Source organism: Streptomyces sp. P5F9, assembly GCF_057961495.1.
Genome location: NZ_JBXVPZ010000202.1, coordinates 1 through 17,178, shown reverse-complemented (window position 1 = coordinate 17,178; position 17,178 = coordinate 1). Strand labels below are relative to the sequence as shown.

The 17,178-nt window shown below is 70.2% G+C and carries 9 protein-coding genes; 1 reads left to right on the top strand and 8 read right to left on the bottom strand.

Annotated features, from left to right (window positions below):
• Positions 1-39 precede the first annotated feature (39 nt).
• The 5 genes from AC31A1_RS28240 to AC31A1_RS28220 all read right to left on the bottom strand — a co-directional run bounded on the left by AC31A1_RS28240 (position 40) and on the right by AC31A1_RS28220 (position 8,035).
• Positions 40-2,013, bottom strand: a complete 1,974-nt coding sequence (locus tag AC31A1_RS28240; protein WP_489656022.1) for a beta-galactosidase — start codon at positions 2,011-2,013, stop codon at positions 40-42.
• Complete coding sequence (locus AC31A1_RS28235; protein WP_489656021.1) at positions 2,013-4,223, bottom strand: 1,4-beta-glucanase; 2,211 nt, start codon at positions 4,221-4,223, stop codon at positions 2,013-2,015. The genes AC31A1_RS28240 and AC31A1_RS28235 overlap by 1 nt, the downstream gene beginning before the upstream one ends.
• Positions 4,224-4,322: 99 nt before the next feature.
• Entirely contained in the window at positions 4,323-5,285 is a 963-nt protein-coding gene (locus AC31A1_RS28230) for a carbohydrate ABC transporter permease (RefSeq protein WP_390156704.1), read from the bottom strand.
• Positions 5,282-6,316 carry an ABC transporter permease gene (locus AC31A1_RS28225; protein WP_489656020.1) on the bottom strand — a complete coding sequence of 345 codons (1,035 nt, stop codon included), beginning with the start codon at positions 6,314-6,316 and terminating at the stop codon, positions 5,282-5,284. The genes AC31A1_RS28230 and AC31A1_RS28225 overlap by 4 nt, the downstream gene beginning before the upstream one ends.
• Positions 6,317-6,343: 27 nt before the next feature.
• Positions 6,344-8,035 (bottom strand): extracellular solute-binding protein, encoded by a 1,692-nt coding sequence (locus AC31A1_RS28220; protein WP_489656019.1) that lies wholly within the window; start codon positions 8,033-8,035, stop codon positions 6,344-6,346.
• A gap of 291 nt (positions 8,036-8,326) precedes the next feature.
• Here AC31A1_RS28220 and AC31A1_RS28215 point away from each other — a divergent pair, with 291 nt between their 5' ends.
• Positions 8,327-11,161, top strand: coding sequence for a glycoside hydrolase family 3 C-terminal domain-containing protein (locus tag AC31A1_RS28215; RefSeq protein ID WP_489656018.1), 2,835 nt, complete (start codon positions 8,327-8,329; stop codon positions 11,159-11,161).
• Between the two features lie 112 nt (positions 11,162-11,273).
• Here the strand turns inward: AC31A1_RS28215 and AC31A1_RS28210 are convergent, their stop codons facing one another.
• The 3 genes from AC31A1_RS28210 to AC31A1_RS28200 all read right to left on the bottom strand — a co-directional run bounded on the left by AC31A1_RS28210 (position 11,274) and on the right by AC31A1_RS28200 (position 17,009).
• Entirely contained in the window at positions 11,274-12,719 is a 1,446-nt protein-coding gene (locus tag AC31A1_RS28210; RefSeq protein WP_398854372.1) for an aldehyde dehydrogenase family protein, read from the bottom strand.
• Between the two features lie 178 nt (positions 12,720-12,897).
• A complete protein-coding gene (locus AC31A1_RS28205) occupies positions 12,898-14,478 on the bottom strand; it encodes a PucR family transcriptional regulator (RefSeq protein WP_489656017.1) in 1,581 nt (526 codons plus the stop codon).
• 116 nt (positions 14,479-14,594) lie between these two features.
• The gene (locus tag AC31A1_RS28200) at positions 14,595-17,009 is read right to left on the bottom strand and encodes an ATP/GTP-binding protein (protein ID WP_489656016.1); all 2,415 of its coding nucleotides are present in this window, start codon (positions 17,007-17,009) and stop codon (positions 14,595-14,597) included.
• Positions 17,010-17,178: the final 169 nt, after the last annotated feature.

Genomic DNA, 17,178 nt, shown 5'->3' with positions numbered 1-17,178 from the left:
GGCCGGGGGTCGCGGGGCCGGCCGGTGCGGGTTCGCTGGTCATGGGCGCAACACTGCCGCACCGTAACGGCCGAGGGTGATCTCGCCCTCGACGGCCTCGTCGGTGAGCAAGTCCCGGTGGGTACCAGGGAGATCGACGGTGACTGGTTCGCGGCCGTGGTTGAGCAGGAACAGCAGCTCCCCACGCCGTACGGCCTCGACGCCCAACGGGAGGCCGGCGAGCACCGGAAGGACCCCCGCGTCGGCGGCGATACGGGCGAGCAGCGCGCGCAGCGCATGGGGCTCCGGGAGTGTCGAGACGTACCAGGAACGATCCCTGCGCAGGACGGCGGGGAGGCCGTCCAGCTCCCCTCCCTTGTACGGAATCACCTCGTCGACGTTGTCGTCCTCGGGCTCGATCTCCTCCGACCAGAGCGCGCCGCGGAAGCCCTCGCACTCGGCGGTCTCCCCCGCGTCCAGTGGCCACCACTCGTGCAGGGTGCGGATGCCGAACAGTTCGCGGAGTCGGGCGTCCATGCCGCCGGGGCGTACGCGGTCGTCCTCGTCGGCGATGCCCGTCAGGAAGCCGGAGACGAGGGTGCCGCCACCGCGCACGTACGCGAGGAGGTTGTCGATCGCGGTGTCCGTGAGGAGGTAGAGCTGCGGGACGACCACCAACTTGTAGGCGGACAGGTCGTGTTCGGGGTGGGCGAAGTCGGTGGTGAGGTGGGACTCCCACAGGGCGCGGTGCCAGGCGCGGAGGACTTCCGGGTGGTCGACCTCGGTGGAGAGACGGCCGTCCTGCGCGCCCGCCCACCAGGCGTTCCAGTCATGCAGGATCGCGATGTCGGCGGCGATGTGAGTGTCCGTCACCTCGCCACCAATACGGGCGAGTTCGGCGCCGAGCTGCTTCACCTCCTGGAAGGTGCGGCCCCGCTCCCCCGCGTGACTGAGCATCCCGGAGTGGAACTTCTCGGCGCCCTGCCGGGATTGGCGCCACTGGAAGTAGCAGACGGCGTCGGCGCCGCGGGCCACGGCCTGGAGGGACCAGAGGCGGTTGAGGCCACGCGGCTTCGGGTGGTTCACCCCGCGCCAGTTGACCGGTCCGGCCGCCTGTTCCATGAGCATCCAGGGGCCGCCGCGCGCCTGCGAACGGGTCAAGTCCTGGACGAGCGCGGCGCTTTGGGCACCGAGGGGGTCACGCGGATCGGGGTACAGGTCGACCGAGACGACGTCCTCCTCCTCGGACCAGCGCCAGCCGTCCTGCCCCACCCACAACGGCATGAAGTTGGTGGTGACCGGGAGGTGCGGGGTGTGCCGGCGGACGATGTCGCGCTCGGCGGTGTAGCACTCCAGCAGCATGTCGGAGGTGAAGCGCCGGAAGTCGAGCACGTGGGTGGGGTTGTTGAGGTAGTGGGCGTGACGCGGGGGCAGGATGCCGTCCCAGGTGTCGTAGCCCTGGCTCCAGAAGGCCGTTCCCCAGGCCGAGTTGAGAGCGTCGAGCGTGCCGTATCGCGTGCGCAGCCAGCGGCGGAAGGCGACGGCGGCCTCGTCGCCGTAGTCGAAGGTGCAGTACTCGTTGTTGATGTGCCACATGGTGAGCGCGGGGTGGCCGCCGTAACGGGCGGCCAGGGCCTCGGTGATGGCGGCGGCGTGGCTGCGGTAGACGGCGCTGGAGTGCGAGAAGTGCTGCCGTCCGCCCCACCATTCGATGCGGCCGTCGGCGTCGCGGGGCAGGGTCTCCGGGTGGAGGCGCCCCAGCCACGGGGGCGGGGAGGAGGTGGGCGTGGCGAGGACGACGCCGATCCCACTGCCGTGCATCAGATCCATCAGCCGGTCGAGCCAGCCGAACTCCCTTGCGCCCGGCTCGGGTTCGAGCCTGGCCCAGGAGAAGACGCCGAGGGTGACGGAGTTGACGCCGGCGTCCTTCATCAGCCGGACGTCGTCGTGCCAGGTCTCCTCGGGCCACTGCTCGGGGTTGTAGTCACCGCCGAAGAGGATGCGCCCGCGGGTGGTGTCACTGAGCTGAGGCATCAGATCTGCTCCCCGTACTGGATGCCGCGCCCGTTGGTGGCGAGGTACACGCGGCCGTGGACGCGCGGGTCGCCGGTGATGGCCTGCCCGGTCCAACCCCACTGGTGCTGGTCGTCGTTGATGCGCACCCAAGTCTTGGCCTCGTCGTCGGAGCGGTAGACGGCGGTGATGGTCTCGGTGGAGCCGACCTGATAGATCGCCGGGTAGGCGGCGCCGGGGGCGGGTCTGCCGAATCCAAGGGTGTACGAGGCCCAGCAGCTGTCGACCTTCGAGAAGCTGACGCCCCCGTCGAGGGACCGGTAGAGCCCGTTCCCCTTGACGCTCAGCCACAGGTCACCGGTCCGTCCCGGCGCCGCGACCAGCTGGAACTGACTGTCACCGGAGGGCAGCCCGCCCGCACGCGCAGTGAACGAACGGCCACTGTCAGTGCTGGCGTATAGCGTTCCTGTGTCGGTGTCGTACGCGTAGAAGAGCGTCGGGTCGGCCGGGTCGGCGACCGGCGTGGCGCCCTTCGGGAAGGAGGAGACCTCGGACCAGGTCGTGCCGTTGTCCGCCGAGCGGTGAGTCGCGTACTTCGTGCCGTCCCAGTGCACGAAGGACCACAGCAGCGCACCGCCGTCGGCGCTGGTGGCGATCGGCCCCGGTGAGTCCCCGGCGATGTCGGGCTGGGCAGCGAAGGGCGCCCAGCTCCGCCCGCCGTCGCGGGAGTACGCACCGTTGCCGTGGTCGCCGAAGCCCGTGCGGACGACGTACGACGGCCTGCCCGCGGCCTGCGCGATCCCGGTCGCCGACCCGAACACGGGGTTTGCCGCCATGCCGCGCGACGGAGACGCCGTGAGCCGCTCGTGGTACATCACGCCGATGTCCCCCGAGGCGCTGATCAGGTGCGCCTCCCCGACCGGGGGCGAGATCAGCTGTCTCACGGACGTCTCCTCCAGGCCACGGATCCGCGGCGCCCAGTGCTTGAGGTCACGGGTGCCGTAGAGCGTGGCGCCGGTGCCGTAGACGACGTGTTTCGAGTCGTACGGGTCGACGGCCACGGCCTGGATCCACCAGCCGAACTTCGGCTGGTCCGCACCCCACTTGAGGAAAGGAGTCTCGGACACGTCGATGACAGCGGTGTCCTTGAGGGACGTCCAGGTACGGCCGCCGTCGGTCGTCCGGTACAGGGTGTCGACGGCCGCCCAGCGGTTGTTGGTGGAGACGACGACGCTGCCGGCGCGCCGGGCGTCGACGGCGACCCCGCCGTAGCCGAAGGTGTCGGCGGACCCGTCGGCCGTGGTCCCGCCCGGCACGACCGGCGTCACGTCCGTCCAAGTCCCGCTCGCGACGGCCAACTTGTGCACACTGCCGGTGGACTGGCCGTTGGGCCCGGGGGCGTCGGCGTACGTCACGTACAGCTCGCGGGCATGCGCGTCGTACGCGGCGCGGATCGGAACCTTGGCGGAGGTGCTGGCGGGCTGCCCGGGGACGGCGGTCCAGGCGGTGCCGTCGATGGTGCGGTAGAGGTTGACGGCGCCGGCGCTCCCGTCGCCGTCGCCCCACCCGGCGTAGACGGCACGCCCGACGGCGACGAGGAAGGTGACGCCCTGGCCACTCTGACTTGCGGCCGCCGGGAAGCCGCTGACGGCCGCCCAAGTGACACCCCGGTCGGTCGACTTGAGCAGCCCGTCGTGCCGGGTGCCGAGCCACAAGGTGTCACTGTCCCGCGGGTCCACGAGCAACCGCTCCCCCGCACCACGCCCGTCCTCGTTGCCGCCGAGCTTCACGGTGAGGTCGGTGCGGGTCCAGGTCGTGCCTCGGTCCTCGGAGCGCAGGACCGCACCGTTGCTCGCCCAGGACTGGGCGTACGTGCCGACGGCGAGGTACAGCCGGTCCGGATGCGCGGGGTCGACGGCGAGGGCCTCCACCCCGAGCAAGTTCCAGTCGTCCCAACCGAGTTGATCGGTGAGGGGGGTCCAGCGGGCGGTCCGGTCGTCCCAGCGGTAGGCGCCGCCGATATCGGTACGGGCGTAGGCGAGGCCGCGGACGGAGGGGTGGAACAACACGCCGGTGACAAATCCAGTGCCGCCAATTGCGGCATTGCGCCAGCGGTAGGAGGGGGTTTCCGCGGCATGTGCCTTCGCCGAGAGGAGCGGCACGCTGGTGAGCGCGGCGGCAGCCGCAGCCCCGGCAAGAACGGCACGCCGGCTCGGACGGGACGCATCCATGACACATACCTCGCTGTATGAGATGGGGTAAGGAGATCCACCTAAGGGGCGCGGGGAACTGCGCGACCAGCCACAACGCACCCGCACAAAACTACGAACTCATCCCTTAACGGCGCCCGTAAGCATCCCCTTCTTAAAATGCCGCTGCACAAACGGCGAAAGCACAGCCACCGGCAACAACGCCATCACCATGACCGCCATCTGAACGGCAAGCCCGGACAACTCCCCCGTCTTGATCGCCTGCCCAAGCCCCACCGGAGCCTCCTGCTTCTGCACCAACTGGATCATGACGTTCTGCAACGGCATCATGTCCTGGTCGTTCAGATACAGCGACGCGTTGAACCAGGCACTCCAATACCCCACGGCATAAAACAACGTGATGACAGCCAGCACCGCACGCGACAACGGCATGACAATGACCCACAGAATCCGGAAGTCACCGGCACCATCGATCCGCGCACTGTCGATGAGTTCCTGCGAGATCCCCATGAAGAACCCGCGCAGCACAAGGATGTTGAAGACACTGAGCGCACTGGGCAGGATCAACGCGAGATAACTGTCGGTCAGGCCGAGCGACTGCACCAACAAATACGTCGGAATGAGCCCGGCGCTGAAGAACATCGTCGCCAGCATCATCATCAGGATCCACCGATGCCCCAGCGACCCGATACGCGAGAGCCCGTACGCACAGAGGACGGACACCGCCATGGAGAACGCCGTGCCGACGACGGTGATGAGGACACTGATGATCGCCGCACGGGTGACCTGGCCGCCGCTGAGGAGTTCCTTGTAGGCGACGAAGGTGATGCCCTTGGGCACCATGACGAGCCCGCCGGCCTGGTCGATGGTCTTGCGTGAGGAGAGGCTGGTGACGAGGACGATCCAGAGCGGGAAGAGGATGGCGAGACAGGCGAGGGTGAGGACGAGCCCCTTGCCGGCGAGGCCGACCTTGCCGGGTTCCTCCTCCCAGGTCGGCCGGGGCGGTGCGGCCCAACGCCCGGGCGGCCGTGCGGACTTGGCGGACCTGGAGCTCTCGACGGGTTGGTCGATGACGGCGGTCACTTCTTGTACACCCCCTGCTCACCCATGAGGTGGGCCACTTTGTTCGCGGCGAGGACCAGCCCGAGACTGATCACGCCCTTGACGAGTCCGGCGGCGGCCGCGTAGCCGAAGTCCTGGTTGCGGACACCGTTCCACCAGACGAAGGTGTCGAGGACTTCCGCCGCTCCCGGTCCCACGGCGTCGCGTTGGAGCAGGATCTGTTCGAAGCCGACGGTGAGCGCATCACCCACGCGCAGGACCAACAGCAGTGCGATCACCGGTCGTAGCGCCGGCAGCGTGACGTGCCACATCCGGCGCCAGCGCCCCGCCCCGTCCATCGCGGCGGCCTCGTACAGATCGGGACTGACGGAGGACAGCGCGGCGAGGAAGACGATGATCCCCCAGCCCGCGTCCTTCCACACGCTCTGCGCGGTGATGAGGAACTTGAACGTGTTGGGGTCGGTCATGACGTCGAGGCCGTCGAACCCGTGTTGCCGCAGGAGTTGCGAGAACAGGCCCGCCCCGCCCAGGAGTTGCTGGAAGACGGCGATGACCAGCACCCAGGAGAAGAAGTGCGGGAGGTAGAGGATCGCTTGTGAGAGCGCCCGGACCCGGGGCCTGACCACGCTGTTGATGAGCAGCGCGAGCAGGATCGGGATCGGGAAGAACAGGATGAGCTGGAGGAAGAACAGGACGAGCGTGTTCTGTACGGCGCTCCAGAACGCGGAGTCCGCGAAGATCTGCTGGAAGTTCTCCAGGCCGACCCAGGGGCTGTGCAGCATCGAGACGATGCCGTTGTCGCTGACGTAGGGGTCGTAGTCCTCGAAGGCGACGATGTTGCCGAGGATCGGCAGGTAGTTGAAGACCAGGATGAGCAGGACGGCCGGCAGGGTCATCAGGAGCAGGACGCGGTCGCGTCTGAACCTGATCCGCCAACTCACCTTCGCCTTGGGGCGGTTGCGTCGGGGTCCGGTGGCGCCGCCGGACGCCACCGGGGTCTTGCCCGTCGTGTCGGCCTCGGTCCTGCTCCGAGGCACCGTGCTGTGGGACACGGCCGTTCTCCTTGCCTCGGTACCCGGTCAGCTCGCCGCCGTGCCGTTGTCGTCGAGCAACTTCTGGTACCAGGCGCGGAGTTGGTCGCCGCCCTTGCTCTTCCAGTCGGAGACGGCCTGCTGCATGTCGCTGATCTTCTTGCGGCCGCGGGTGATGTCGTCCTCCAACTGCTCGAAGTCGTTGGAGAGGTTGGTGTAGCGGCTCGGCTCGGTGATCTGCTGGCCGTAGAAGCTCGACTTCTTTGTGAAGGCACCCATCCGCTGCTGCCACTCGACCTGCGCCTTGGCGACCTCGGGGAAGTCCGGGTGGGCGATGGTGGCGGCGGGACTGGCGACCATCACGTAAGCGTTGATGACCTCGTTGTTGCCCTGGTCGGTCTTGGTGGGGACACCGTTCTTGACGGTGTAATGGGTGCCCTCCACGCCGTAGTTGGTGAGCATGTACTCCTTGGTGCCGTACGGCGCGGCGGTGACGTTGGCGACGGCCAGCGCGTCATGGATGACGGACTCGGAGGCCTTCTTGCTGATGAAGGCGAAGATGTTGGCCGGTTCGCCGGCCCAGAGGATCGGGTCGCCGCCGTCGTGGCCGAAGATGTCCATGCCCCAGATCTTGTAGGACGGGTTCTGGGTGGCCTGTTCGGCGGTGCGGCTCCACCACTGCGAGATGTCCTGGTTGTAGATGAGGAACTCGCCTGCGGCGAACTTGGGGCCCGGGTCGGTGGCCGCGCTCTTGCCCAACTTGGCGTCGGGGTGCACGTATCCGGCGGCGAACAGCTTGCGGGTCCACTCCAGCGCTTCGAGGTACTCCTGGGTCTCGACGCGGTTGACCAGCTTGCCGTCGACGAGGTTCCAGCCGAGCGACTTCTCGCTGCCGGAGAGCACGCCCCACATGTTGAAGGCGGTCCACTTCATGTCCAGGCAGGCCCAGCGCTTGGCCTTGGCGTTGGTGATCTCCTTGGCCAGGGCCATGAACTCGTCGGCGGAGGTGGGGACTTCGTACCCCTCCTTGTCGAAGATGTCCTTGCGGTAGAGGGGCACGATGTTGGGGACGTACGAGGACGGCATGGGCAGTCCGCGCAGTTTGCCGCCGAAGATGCAGCGTTGCCAGGCGTCGGTGGGGATCGCCGCGAGGTTCGGGTAGTCCTTGACCTTGTCGCCGGAGAGGTAGGGGCCGAGGTCGGCGAACTTGCCGATGATGGCGCTGGGTATCTTGCCGCCCATGTTCCAGCTGGGGACGACCACGATGTCGGGGATGTCGCTGGAGGCGAGCACCGCGCCGAGCTTCTGGTCGTAGGTGTTGCCGTCCTGGTTCTGCCAGGCCACGTCGACGCCGATGAGGCTGTTCATCGCCTTGTAGTAGGCGTTGTCGCTCTTCGGCGGCGAGCCCCAGAACGGCGACATGATGGAGACCTTGCCGCCCTTGCCGAGCTTCTTCGGCACCGAGGTCTTCAGGGTGGCCAGGTCCAGCTTGCTGGTGAAGCCGACCGCCGAGCCGTTCTTGGAGGCGATGTCCGGGGTCACCACGTTGCCGGCGACGAAGGCCGGCAGCAGCTTCTTGACGCCCTTGCCCTCCGAACTGCCCCCGCCCGAACCGCTGTCCGAGGCCCCGCAGGCGGAGAGCAGCGGTACTCCTCCCGCCACCGCTGCGGCGACGACCGCCGTGGAGGCGAGAAAGCTTCTCCGGCTGGGAGCGGAGGCGGCGGAGGCGTTCGGCGTCATTGCGTCAACCCTTCATGGCGCACCAGGACACCCGGCGGTGGAGCCGTCGGCTGCGGTGTCTTGAGTGGAACAGAGCACTTAGTCGAAGCGCTTCGATGTTGCTGCGAGGTTAAGTGAACACCCAAGGGTGCACAAGGGTCGCTCCCAAGATTCCTCGGAGGTGCTGGGCGTGACCTGTCCGTATGTGCTGCTTGAAATAACGGTGAAGGTCTCTTGACACCTGCCCCGCGTCGAATCAGCATCGAAGCGCTTCGAAAGAGCCGCGCCGCTCCATCGCAAGGGGAACTCCACGTGACCGCACAAACGCCGCCTACGCCGCCTTTCCGCGATCCGCACCTGCCGTTCGCGAAGCGCATCGACGACCTGCTGGCACGGCTCACCCTCGACGAGAAGGTCGGCTTCCTGCACCAGTACGCGCCCGCCGTGGAACGTCTGGGCGTCGCCGCGTTCCGCACCGGCCAGGAGGCCCTGCACGGCGTCGCGTGGATGGGCCCGGCGACGGTCTTCCCGCAGGCGGTGGGCCTGGGCGCGACCTGGAACGAGGACCTCGTACGACGGGTCGGCGACGCGGTGTCCAAGGAGGTCCGCGCGATGCGGGCCCGCGACGACCGCGTCGGCCTCAACGTGTGGTCCCCGACGGTGAACCTGCTGCGCCACCCGCTGTGGGGCCGTAACGAGGAGGGCTACTCGGAGGACCCGAAGCTGACCTCGGCGATCGCCACCGCGTACACGCGCGGCCTGCGCGGCGACCACCCGACGTACTGGCGCACGGCCCCCGTCCTCAAGCACTGGCTGGCGCACAACAACGAGACGGGCCGCGACGTCTCGTCCTCCTCGGTCCGCCCGCGCGTGCTGCACGAGTACGACCTGCGCGCCTTCCGCGAGACGGTCGAGGCGGGCGCGGTGGCGGGCGTGATGCCCGCGTACAACCTGGTCAACGGCCGCCCCAACCACGTCTCGCCCTACCTGCGCGAGCAACTGCGTACCTGGACCGACGAGGAGCTCCTGGTCTGCTCGGACGCGGGCGCGCCCTCCAACCTGGTCGACTCCGAGCGCTACTTCGACACCCACGAGGAGGCGACGGCGGCCTCGCTGCTGTCCGGCGTGGACAGCTTCACCGACCACGGCACGGACGGTTCGACGATCGCCGCGCGGGTCCAAGGCGCCCTGGACCAGAGCCTGTTGACGGAGGCGGACGTCGACGCGGCGGTCCGCCGTCAGCTCTCGGTGCGGTTCCGGCTCGGCGAGTTCGACCCGGCGCAGGACCCGCACGCCGACATCAAGGACTTCGACACCCCGGCGCACCGGGCCCTCGCCCAGGAGGCCGCCGAACAGGCGGTGGTACTCCTGAAGAACGACGACCTGCTGCCCCTCGCCCACGACACCCGCCTCGCCGTCGTCGGCCTGCTCGCGGACGAGTGCAAACTCGACTGGTACAGCGGCACGTTGATCCACCGCTCCACTCCGCTGGAGGGCCTGTACGAGCGGTTCGGCGCCGAACGCGTCGAGTTCGCGGAGGGCGTGGACCGCGTCCGGCTGCGTACCTCCCAAGGCGCTTACCTGCACGTCCCGTCGGCGGACGCGGAAGACGAAGTACGCGGAGCCGAGGGCGCGTTGGACCCGGCTCTCCTCGCCGGCCGCACCGATCTCCCGCCCCTCACCACGGACGGCACCGGCACCGAACTCGCCCTCGTCGACTGGGGCGAGGGCGTCCTCACCCTCCGCGCCCCCGACGGCCGGTACCTTTCGGTCGCCGACGACGGCTACGTCCGCGCCTCCGCCGACCAGCCCGGAGGCTGGGTCGTCCAGGAGACATTCCGCCTGGAACCCCACGAGAACGGTCACCTCCTGCTGCACATCGGTACGGGTCGCCACGTCTCTGTCGCCGCCGACGGCGTGAAGGTTGCCGAAGAGGGCGCGGAAGTCTTCGAGTTGGTGGTCGCCGAGCACGGCGAGGACGCGGTGGCCCGGGTCGCGGAGGCGGCGGACGTGGTGCTCGTCGTCGCGGGCAACGACCCGCACATCAACGGCCGCGAGACCGAGGACCGTACGACCCTCCGCCTCCCCGCCCACCAGGAACGCCTCCTGCGCGCGGCCCGCGCCGCCAACCCGAAGACGGTCCTGGCGCTGGTCTCCGCGTACCCGTACACGGTCGACCCCGCCGACCTCCCCGCGATCCTGTGGACGGCTCACGGCGGCCAGGCGGCGGGCACCGCCCTGTCCCGCGTCCTCGCCGGCGACGTCTCCCCTGCCGGCCGCCTCCCCCAGACCTGGTACGCCACCGACACCGACCTGCCCGGCCTCCTCGACTACGACGTGATCGGCGGCCGCCAGACCTACCTCTACTTCGAGGGCACCCCTCTCTTCCCCTTCGGCCACGGCCTCTCGTACGCCTCCTTCGCGTACGGCGGCCTGACGGCACGGGCCGAACCCGGCGCGGTGCACGTGGAGTTCACGGTCACCAACACGGGCGATGTGGCGGCCGGCGAGGTCGCGCAGCTGTACACCCGCGCCACGGACCCGTCGGTCCCGCGTCCGCGCCGCGAACTGGCCGCACACCGCCGCGTGACCCTCGCGCCGGGCGAGGCGGCGGCGCTGTCCTTCGAAGTCCCGCTGTCCGCCTTCGAGTTCTGGGACGTGGCGCGGGGTGGCCACCGCCTCGAACAGGGTCCGTACGAACTCCTCCTCGGCGCCTCCAGCGAGGACATCCGGCTCCGTACGACGGTGACGCTCGACGGCGAGCCCGCAGCACCCCGCCCCCTCCTCCAACACGGCCTGGACTCGGCCGACTTCGACGAACAGTCGGGCGGCGAGATCGTCGACCGGACGAAGGCGGCGGGCGACGCGGTGACACCGGCGGGCGGCGACACGGCCGAACTGACGTACCGGCACTGCGACTTCGGCGCCGGGGTCACGGAGGTGACCGTGGAGGTGGCGGGCGAGGGGGCCGTAGAACTGTCGCTGGACGGCGGCCCGGCACTGGCCCAACTCGCCCTGCCCGCACCGACGTCGGGACCGTACGACTACATCACTCTCGGCGCCGGAATCGTCGCCGAGGGCGTGCACGACGTGCACATCAGGCTGCGCGGCCCGTTGCGGCTCGCGCACGTCGGCTTCTCCGGCTGAGGGTCCGGAAGTTGGCCGACGGAAAGTAGGGGCCCGGCACCGGAAGGCATCGGTGCCGGGCCCCTACAGGGAGACTATATGAAAATGGTTACCGTTTACTAGAGCCGGTTCGCTAGAGCGCGAGCCCGGTCAGCACCAGCACCCGCTCGTAGGTGTAGTCGTCCATCGCGAACTTGACGCCCTCGCGGCCGACGCCGGACTGCTTGGCGCCGCCGTAGGGCATCTGGTCGGCGCGGTAGGACGGGACGTCGCCGATCACGACACCGCCGACTTCGAGCGCGCGGTGGGCGCGGAAGGCGACCTGCACGTCGTGGGTGAACACCCCTGCCTGGAGGCCGTACTTGGAGTCGTTGGCGGCGGCGAAGGCGGCGGCCTCGCCGTCCACCTTCGTGACGGTCAGCACCGGTCCGAAGACCTCCTCGCAGGAGATCGTCGTGTCGGCCGGTACGTCGGTGAGGACGGTCGGCGCGTACGAGGCGCCGTCGCGCTTGCCGCCGGTGAGGAGGGTGGCGCCCGCCTCGACGGCCTCCTGGACCCACGACTCGACGCGCTGCGCTGCGGCCTCGCTGACCAGCGGCCCGACGTCGGTCTTGTCGTCGCTCGGATCGCCGGTGACCTGGGCCTCGACGGCGGCGACTATGCGCGGGAGCAGCCGGTCGTAGACGGCGGCGTCGGCGATGACCCGCTGTACGGAGATGCAGGACTGGCCGCCCTGGTAGTTGGAGAAGGTGGCGATGCGGGTCGCGGCCCAGTCGAGGTCGGCGTCGGAGGCGTAGTCCCCGAGGACCACGGCCGCGCCGTTGCCGCCCAGCTCCAGGGTGCAGTGCTTGCGCGGCACCGAGTCCATGATCGCGTAGCCGACCTTCTCGGAACCGGTGAAGGAGATGACCGGCAGCCGCTCGTCCTGGACGAGGGCGGGCATGTGGTCGTTGGCGACCGGCAGGATGCTCCACGAACCGGCGGGCAGCTCTGACTCGGCGAGCAGGTCGCCGATGATCAGGCCGGAGAGCGGGGTGGCCGGGGCCGGCTTGAGGATGATCGGCACGCCGGCCGCGATCGCGGGGGCGATCTTGTGGGCGCACAGGTTCAGCGGGAAGTTGAAGGGCGCGATGCCGAGGACGGCGCCCTTCGGGAAGCGCCGGGTGAGGGCAAGCCGGCCCTGGCCGCCGGCGTCGGTGTCGAGGCGCTGGGCCTCGCCGCCGTTGAACCGCCGGGCCTCCTCCGCCGCGAACCGGAACACGGACACCGCGCGGCCGACCTCACCACGCGCCCACTTGATCGGCTTGCCGTTCTCTGCGGAGATGAGCTGCGCGATCTCCTCGGTGCGCTCAACGAGACGCCGGCTGACGTGGTCGAGGGCGGCGGCGCGGACGTGGGCGGGGGTCGCGGCGAACTCGTCCCGTACGGCGTAGGCGGCGGCCACCGCCTCCTCGACCTGGGCGTCGGTCGGCACGCTGACCTTGCCGACGAGGCGTCCGTCCCAGGGCGAGGTGACGTCGAAGGTGTCCTCGCCGGTGGCCTGGCGGCCGGCGAGCCAGAAGGCGTGGGTGACTGCCACAGTTTCGTTGGGCATTGCGTGTGCCGGCCCTTCCGCGTTGGGGGTGCTTGTTCTCGGTGTTGCTCGGTGTTGGGTCGCTCGGTGCTTCCCGGTCAACGGTAGGTGCGGGGAAGCGGGGGCGCGTTTGTCCGGGCCGTAGCAGTACCGGGCCGGGACACTCCAGTTAGGCAGATGCCGTCTACTCCGCCGCGGCCGTCGCCTTCAACGCGAGCCACAACTCCATCCGTACGTCCGGATCGTCCAGCGACCGCCCGAGGATCTCCTCGACCCGCCGCATCCGGTACCGCAAGGTGTGCCGGTGCACCCCGAGGTCCGCGGCCGCCGCGTCCCACTGCCCGTGCCGGGACAGCCACGCCCGCAGCGAGGCGACGAGGTCCCCGCGCCCCGTGGCGTCGTGCTCGGACAGCGGCCGCAGCAGCCCGTCCGCGAACGCGCGCACCGCGTCGTCGGCGAGCAACGGCAGCACGGACCCGGCGGCCAGCTGCTCGTGCTCGACGAGCACCCGCCCCCGCCTCCGCGCCACGGACAACGCCTGCTCGGCCTGCTTGTAGGCGCCCGCCGCGGCGATGGGCCCGGCCGGTGCGGAGAGCCCCACGACCAGGTCGTCCTCATCACCGGTGCGCTCCCCGGTGCTCGAAGAGGCCCGCTCGCCCTCCCGCCCCGCCGCGTACTCCCCGCACGCCTCGACCGCGGCACCGCCGTCGACGGCCAGCACCACCAGCCGTTCCGGCCCTTCCGGTACGACGAGCACGGCTTCCCCGGACCGCGCCGCGGCGGATTCCACGGCCTCGGCGAGCCCGTCCAAGGGGTCACCGTCCGTCGACTCCCCCACGATGATCCGGAACGGCGCGTCGAGCAGCCCGCCGTACAGATCCCCGGCGACCGCCCGCGCGTGGTCCGGGTGCCCGGCGAGCAGCAGCCGCAGCACCGCCGCCCCGATCCGCTCATGGGCGGCCTGCAGGGACCGCGAGCGTTCCGTGGTGAGGGTCAGGAGCGCGATCGCGGAGTGCACGGCGTACCGCTCCGCCGTCCCGAGCGCCGACGCCGTTCCTACGGCGAGTGCGGCGCGCGGGCGGCGGCCGGTGCCGAGGGTGTGCAGTTCGACACGGTCCTCGTTGTCCGGCCCGCCCACGACGGACGAGGCCGGCGCGGGCCGGTCCCGCAACCGCTCCACGTCGGCCGTGAGCCGGGCGGCACGGCGGCCCGCCCACTCGGGTGCGGTGGCGACGACGGCGCCGGACGCGTCGTAGAGCGCGGCCCATCCGTCGACCTGTGCGGCGAGGGCGGCGAGGAGTCCCTCGGGGCCGTCGGTGAGGGCCTGCTTGGTGAGTTCGCGCTGGGCGGCGAAGCCGGCGGTGACGGAACGGTACTGGTCGGCGGCGATCGCCGCGGATACGGCCTTGCTGATCGCGATGAACGGGGTGCGGCGGGGCACTTCGAGCAACGGCAGCCCTTCCTCCTGGGCCGTGTCGACCAGCACCTTCGGAATCTCGTCGTAGTTGACCCCGACGGCGAACCCCAGCCCGACGACTCCCGCGCCCACCAGCCGCTTCACATACCGCCGCATGGCCTTCGCGTCCTCCGCGTCCAGCTTCAGCGCGGTCGTCAGCAGCAGCTCCCCGCCCTCCATGTACGGCACCGGGTCCGCCAGCTCACTGACATGCGCCCAGCGGACGGGCACGTCCAGCCGGTCCTCGCCGGCGCGCACGGTGAGCTTGAGCGCGGAGTGGTGGACGAGGGAGGCGAGCGTGGGGGGCATGGTGCCTTCAGGTGGAGGAAGAACTGACGATCATGTCGATCTTTTGGCCGTCGCGTATGAACTGCCTGTGCCGATTCTGCCTCACCGTATGGTGGGTGCGTATCTGTATGTCCGGTTCAGAGGGCTGGGGCTCGCAGATCCACCAGTGATGGCGGAGTGTGCTTCCCCTCCACCGTCGTGAGGGACAGCACCGCGTGCCCCGGCGGCACCTCGTGCGCGAGCTGGGACGCGGACCACCGCTCCCGCTCGACCTGCCGTACGGTCACGGCCTCCGTCGTCACCGCCCGGCCCGTCACCAGCTTGCGCAGGGCGTGGATGGCCCGGGTCATCGGCTGGTCCGCGAAGACGGTGTGCTGGGCCACGTCCCGGGTCTCCACCCACTCCGTGCCCCAGGCGTGCGCGAACCGGCTGCCGTCCCACGTCGTGACACCCGAGAAGGCCATCCGGCAGCCGACCGCGCCGTGCAGCGGTCCGTGCAGCGCCTCGGGGACGTCGCCCAGGGTGCGCAGGGCCAGGAGTACGCCCGCGTTCTGGGAGCGCAGACGCTGCATGCGCCGTACGGACTCGGCGGTCACCGTCCCGGTCGCGTCGTCGAGGACGAGACAGGCGAAGTGCCGGCGGTCGGTGTCGTGCACGACATGGTCGAACTGGGCCAGGATCAGCCGGGTGATCAGCCGGGAGGCCTCCTCGTGCCCGTGAGCAGGCACGTCGATCCGGACCCGCAGGGGGTGATGGGCGACGGCACGCAACGAGAACGGCCGGACGGCCGCGTCGCCCGTGCCGAAGAAGTCGGCGAACACGGGCCGGTCCAGCAGCGCGAGCCGGTCGGCGAGCACCGGTCCCGGGTCGGCGGCGGCACCGGTCTGACGAGCCCGGGCGTCGAGGTCGCGGCGCAGGCCTGCGTGCTCCGGCGCCGACAGTGCCTGGCGCAGGGCGGCGAGCGCGGACGGCTCGCCTTCCAGGAGTTCCCGCAGCACGGGGAGGGACGGGAAAATGCCGTGCACCGCCCGATACGGCCCGAGCAGTTGAGCGAGTGCGGTCGTGGCCCGTTGAGCGCCGACGGTGTCGAGGTCTCCGACCAGTCCCTCGGCGAGGAACGTGGCAGCCGCGTCGGGGTCGGCGCTGTCGGCGTACGGATCAAGATCGTAGACGGAGGCGGGGTCTCCGATCCGCACCACGACGTCGTACGCCGAGTCCGGGCCGAGCGGGGTGCCGGCCGCGCAGACCGCCACGACGGCACACTGTCCGGTCAGCGCCCGCAGAGCCAGGGACTCGACGACCGGGGCGACCACGTGCCTGGTCTTGCCGGAGCCGGACGGCCCCACGACGAGGAGCGAGGTGCCGAGCGTGTCGGGGCCGAGGGCCGTGCCCGCGCCGCGGTAGGCCGACGGCGTACGTTCCCCGGCCGTCCACAGTCCGATGCGCACCTGCCCTTCGAGCAGGTCGTGCTGTGCGGCACGACCGGGCAGGTCCCGGACTCCGGACGGGTGGACCCAGGCCGCCGCTCCCTTGCGCAGCACCGTGTCGCTGAACGCCGCCAACTGCGCTTCCCTGCGGGCGGTTTCCCACGCGTGCCCGATCCGTACGCAGTCCACGTCGTTCATACGGCCCATCAGCACTTCGGCGGTGAGAAGTTCGGCCGCCTCGTGCTGGCCGGCCTCCCGCAGCGCGGGCCACTGGGCGGGCGGCAGCGCGGCGGGCACCGGCTGGGCGCCGTCCTCCCCCGTGTCGGCGCGCGCGGCGAGTCGTTCCTTCGCGAGCGGCCACCAGCCGCCGAGGCGGGCGAAGGGCCACAGGACCAGGGCGGTGATGACGCCATACAGGAAGTCGATGAGCAGCACCGACTGGAAGATCTCGTAGCCCCCGGTGATCAGGGTCAGGAGAGAGAACAGCGGGTCCTGGACGGGCAGGGCGTTCCAGCCGACGCCGAACGCCTGGGGGAACACGAAACTCAGTGCGACAAGGCCGCCGACGGCCGCCAGCAGTGCGCGAGCCGGCTGTGGACGACTGCCGACGACGTGGCGGGCGACGTCGAGCCAACCGCCCAGCCGGATGACGGTGTAGACGAGCAGGGCGAAGAAGACACCGTCGTAGACGCTGATGGCCTCGGTGCCCCTGAAGTTCTTGGGGGATGTGGTGCCGGCCCACCACCAGTCGTTCGGGGTGAACAGCTTGAGCACGACCCATTGGTACGGAACGGCGCCGTGGCGCCAGAAGGACCACACGATCAGCGCCACCACCAGGGGGACCAGCAGACCGAGGACAGCGACCGGGGAGAGCCGCGTCGATGCGCGGTCGGCCTTGGGGGGGCGGTATCCGTAGCGCCAGATGCCGGGTGCGGCGGCCGGCCGGGGCTCGTTCAGCCAGTCGGCGACGGCCGGGTTGAACCGCGGCGGCTGTTCGGGCGCGGGGGTCGAGCCCGGTGTCCGCGCAGGCCGCGGCGGCATGGCCGGTACCTCCGGCGGCCGCGCCGGACGCGGCACAGGATTGGCCTGTGTGTGTCGCGCGTCCCGCGTCCCGTCGCTGTCCATCGCCCTTGCCCCCTGACCAGCCGTTCCATCCACCGTCAGCGAGTCAATCTAACGCGCCTGGAAGGGGAGTTCACCGTTTACGCGGCCGGGCCCGTACCGATCCCCTCGACAACGGCACTGTCCACGACGGACAACCCCCACCCCCGACACCGCCCACATGGAGCATGCC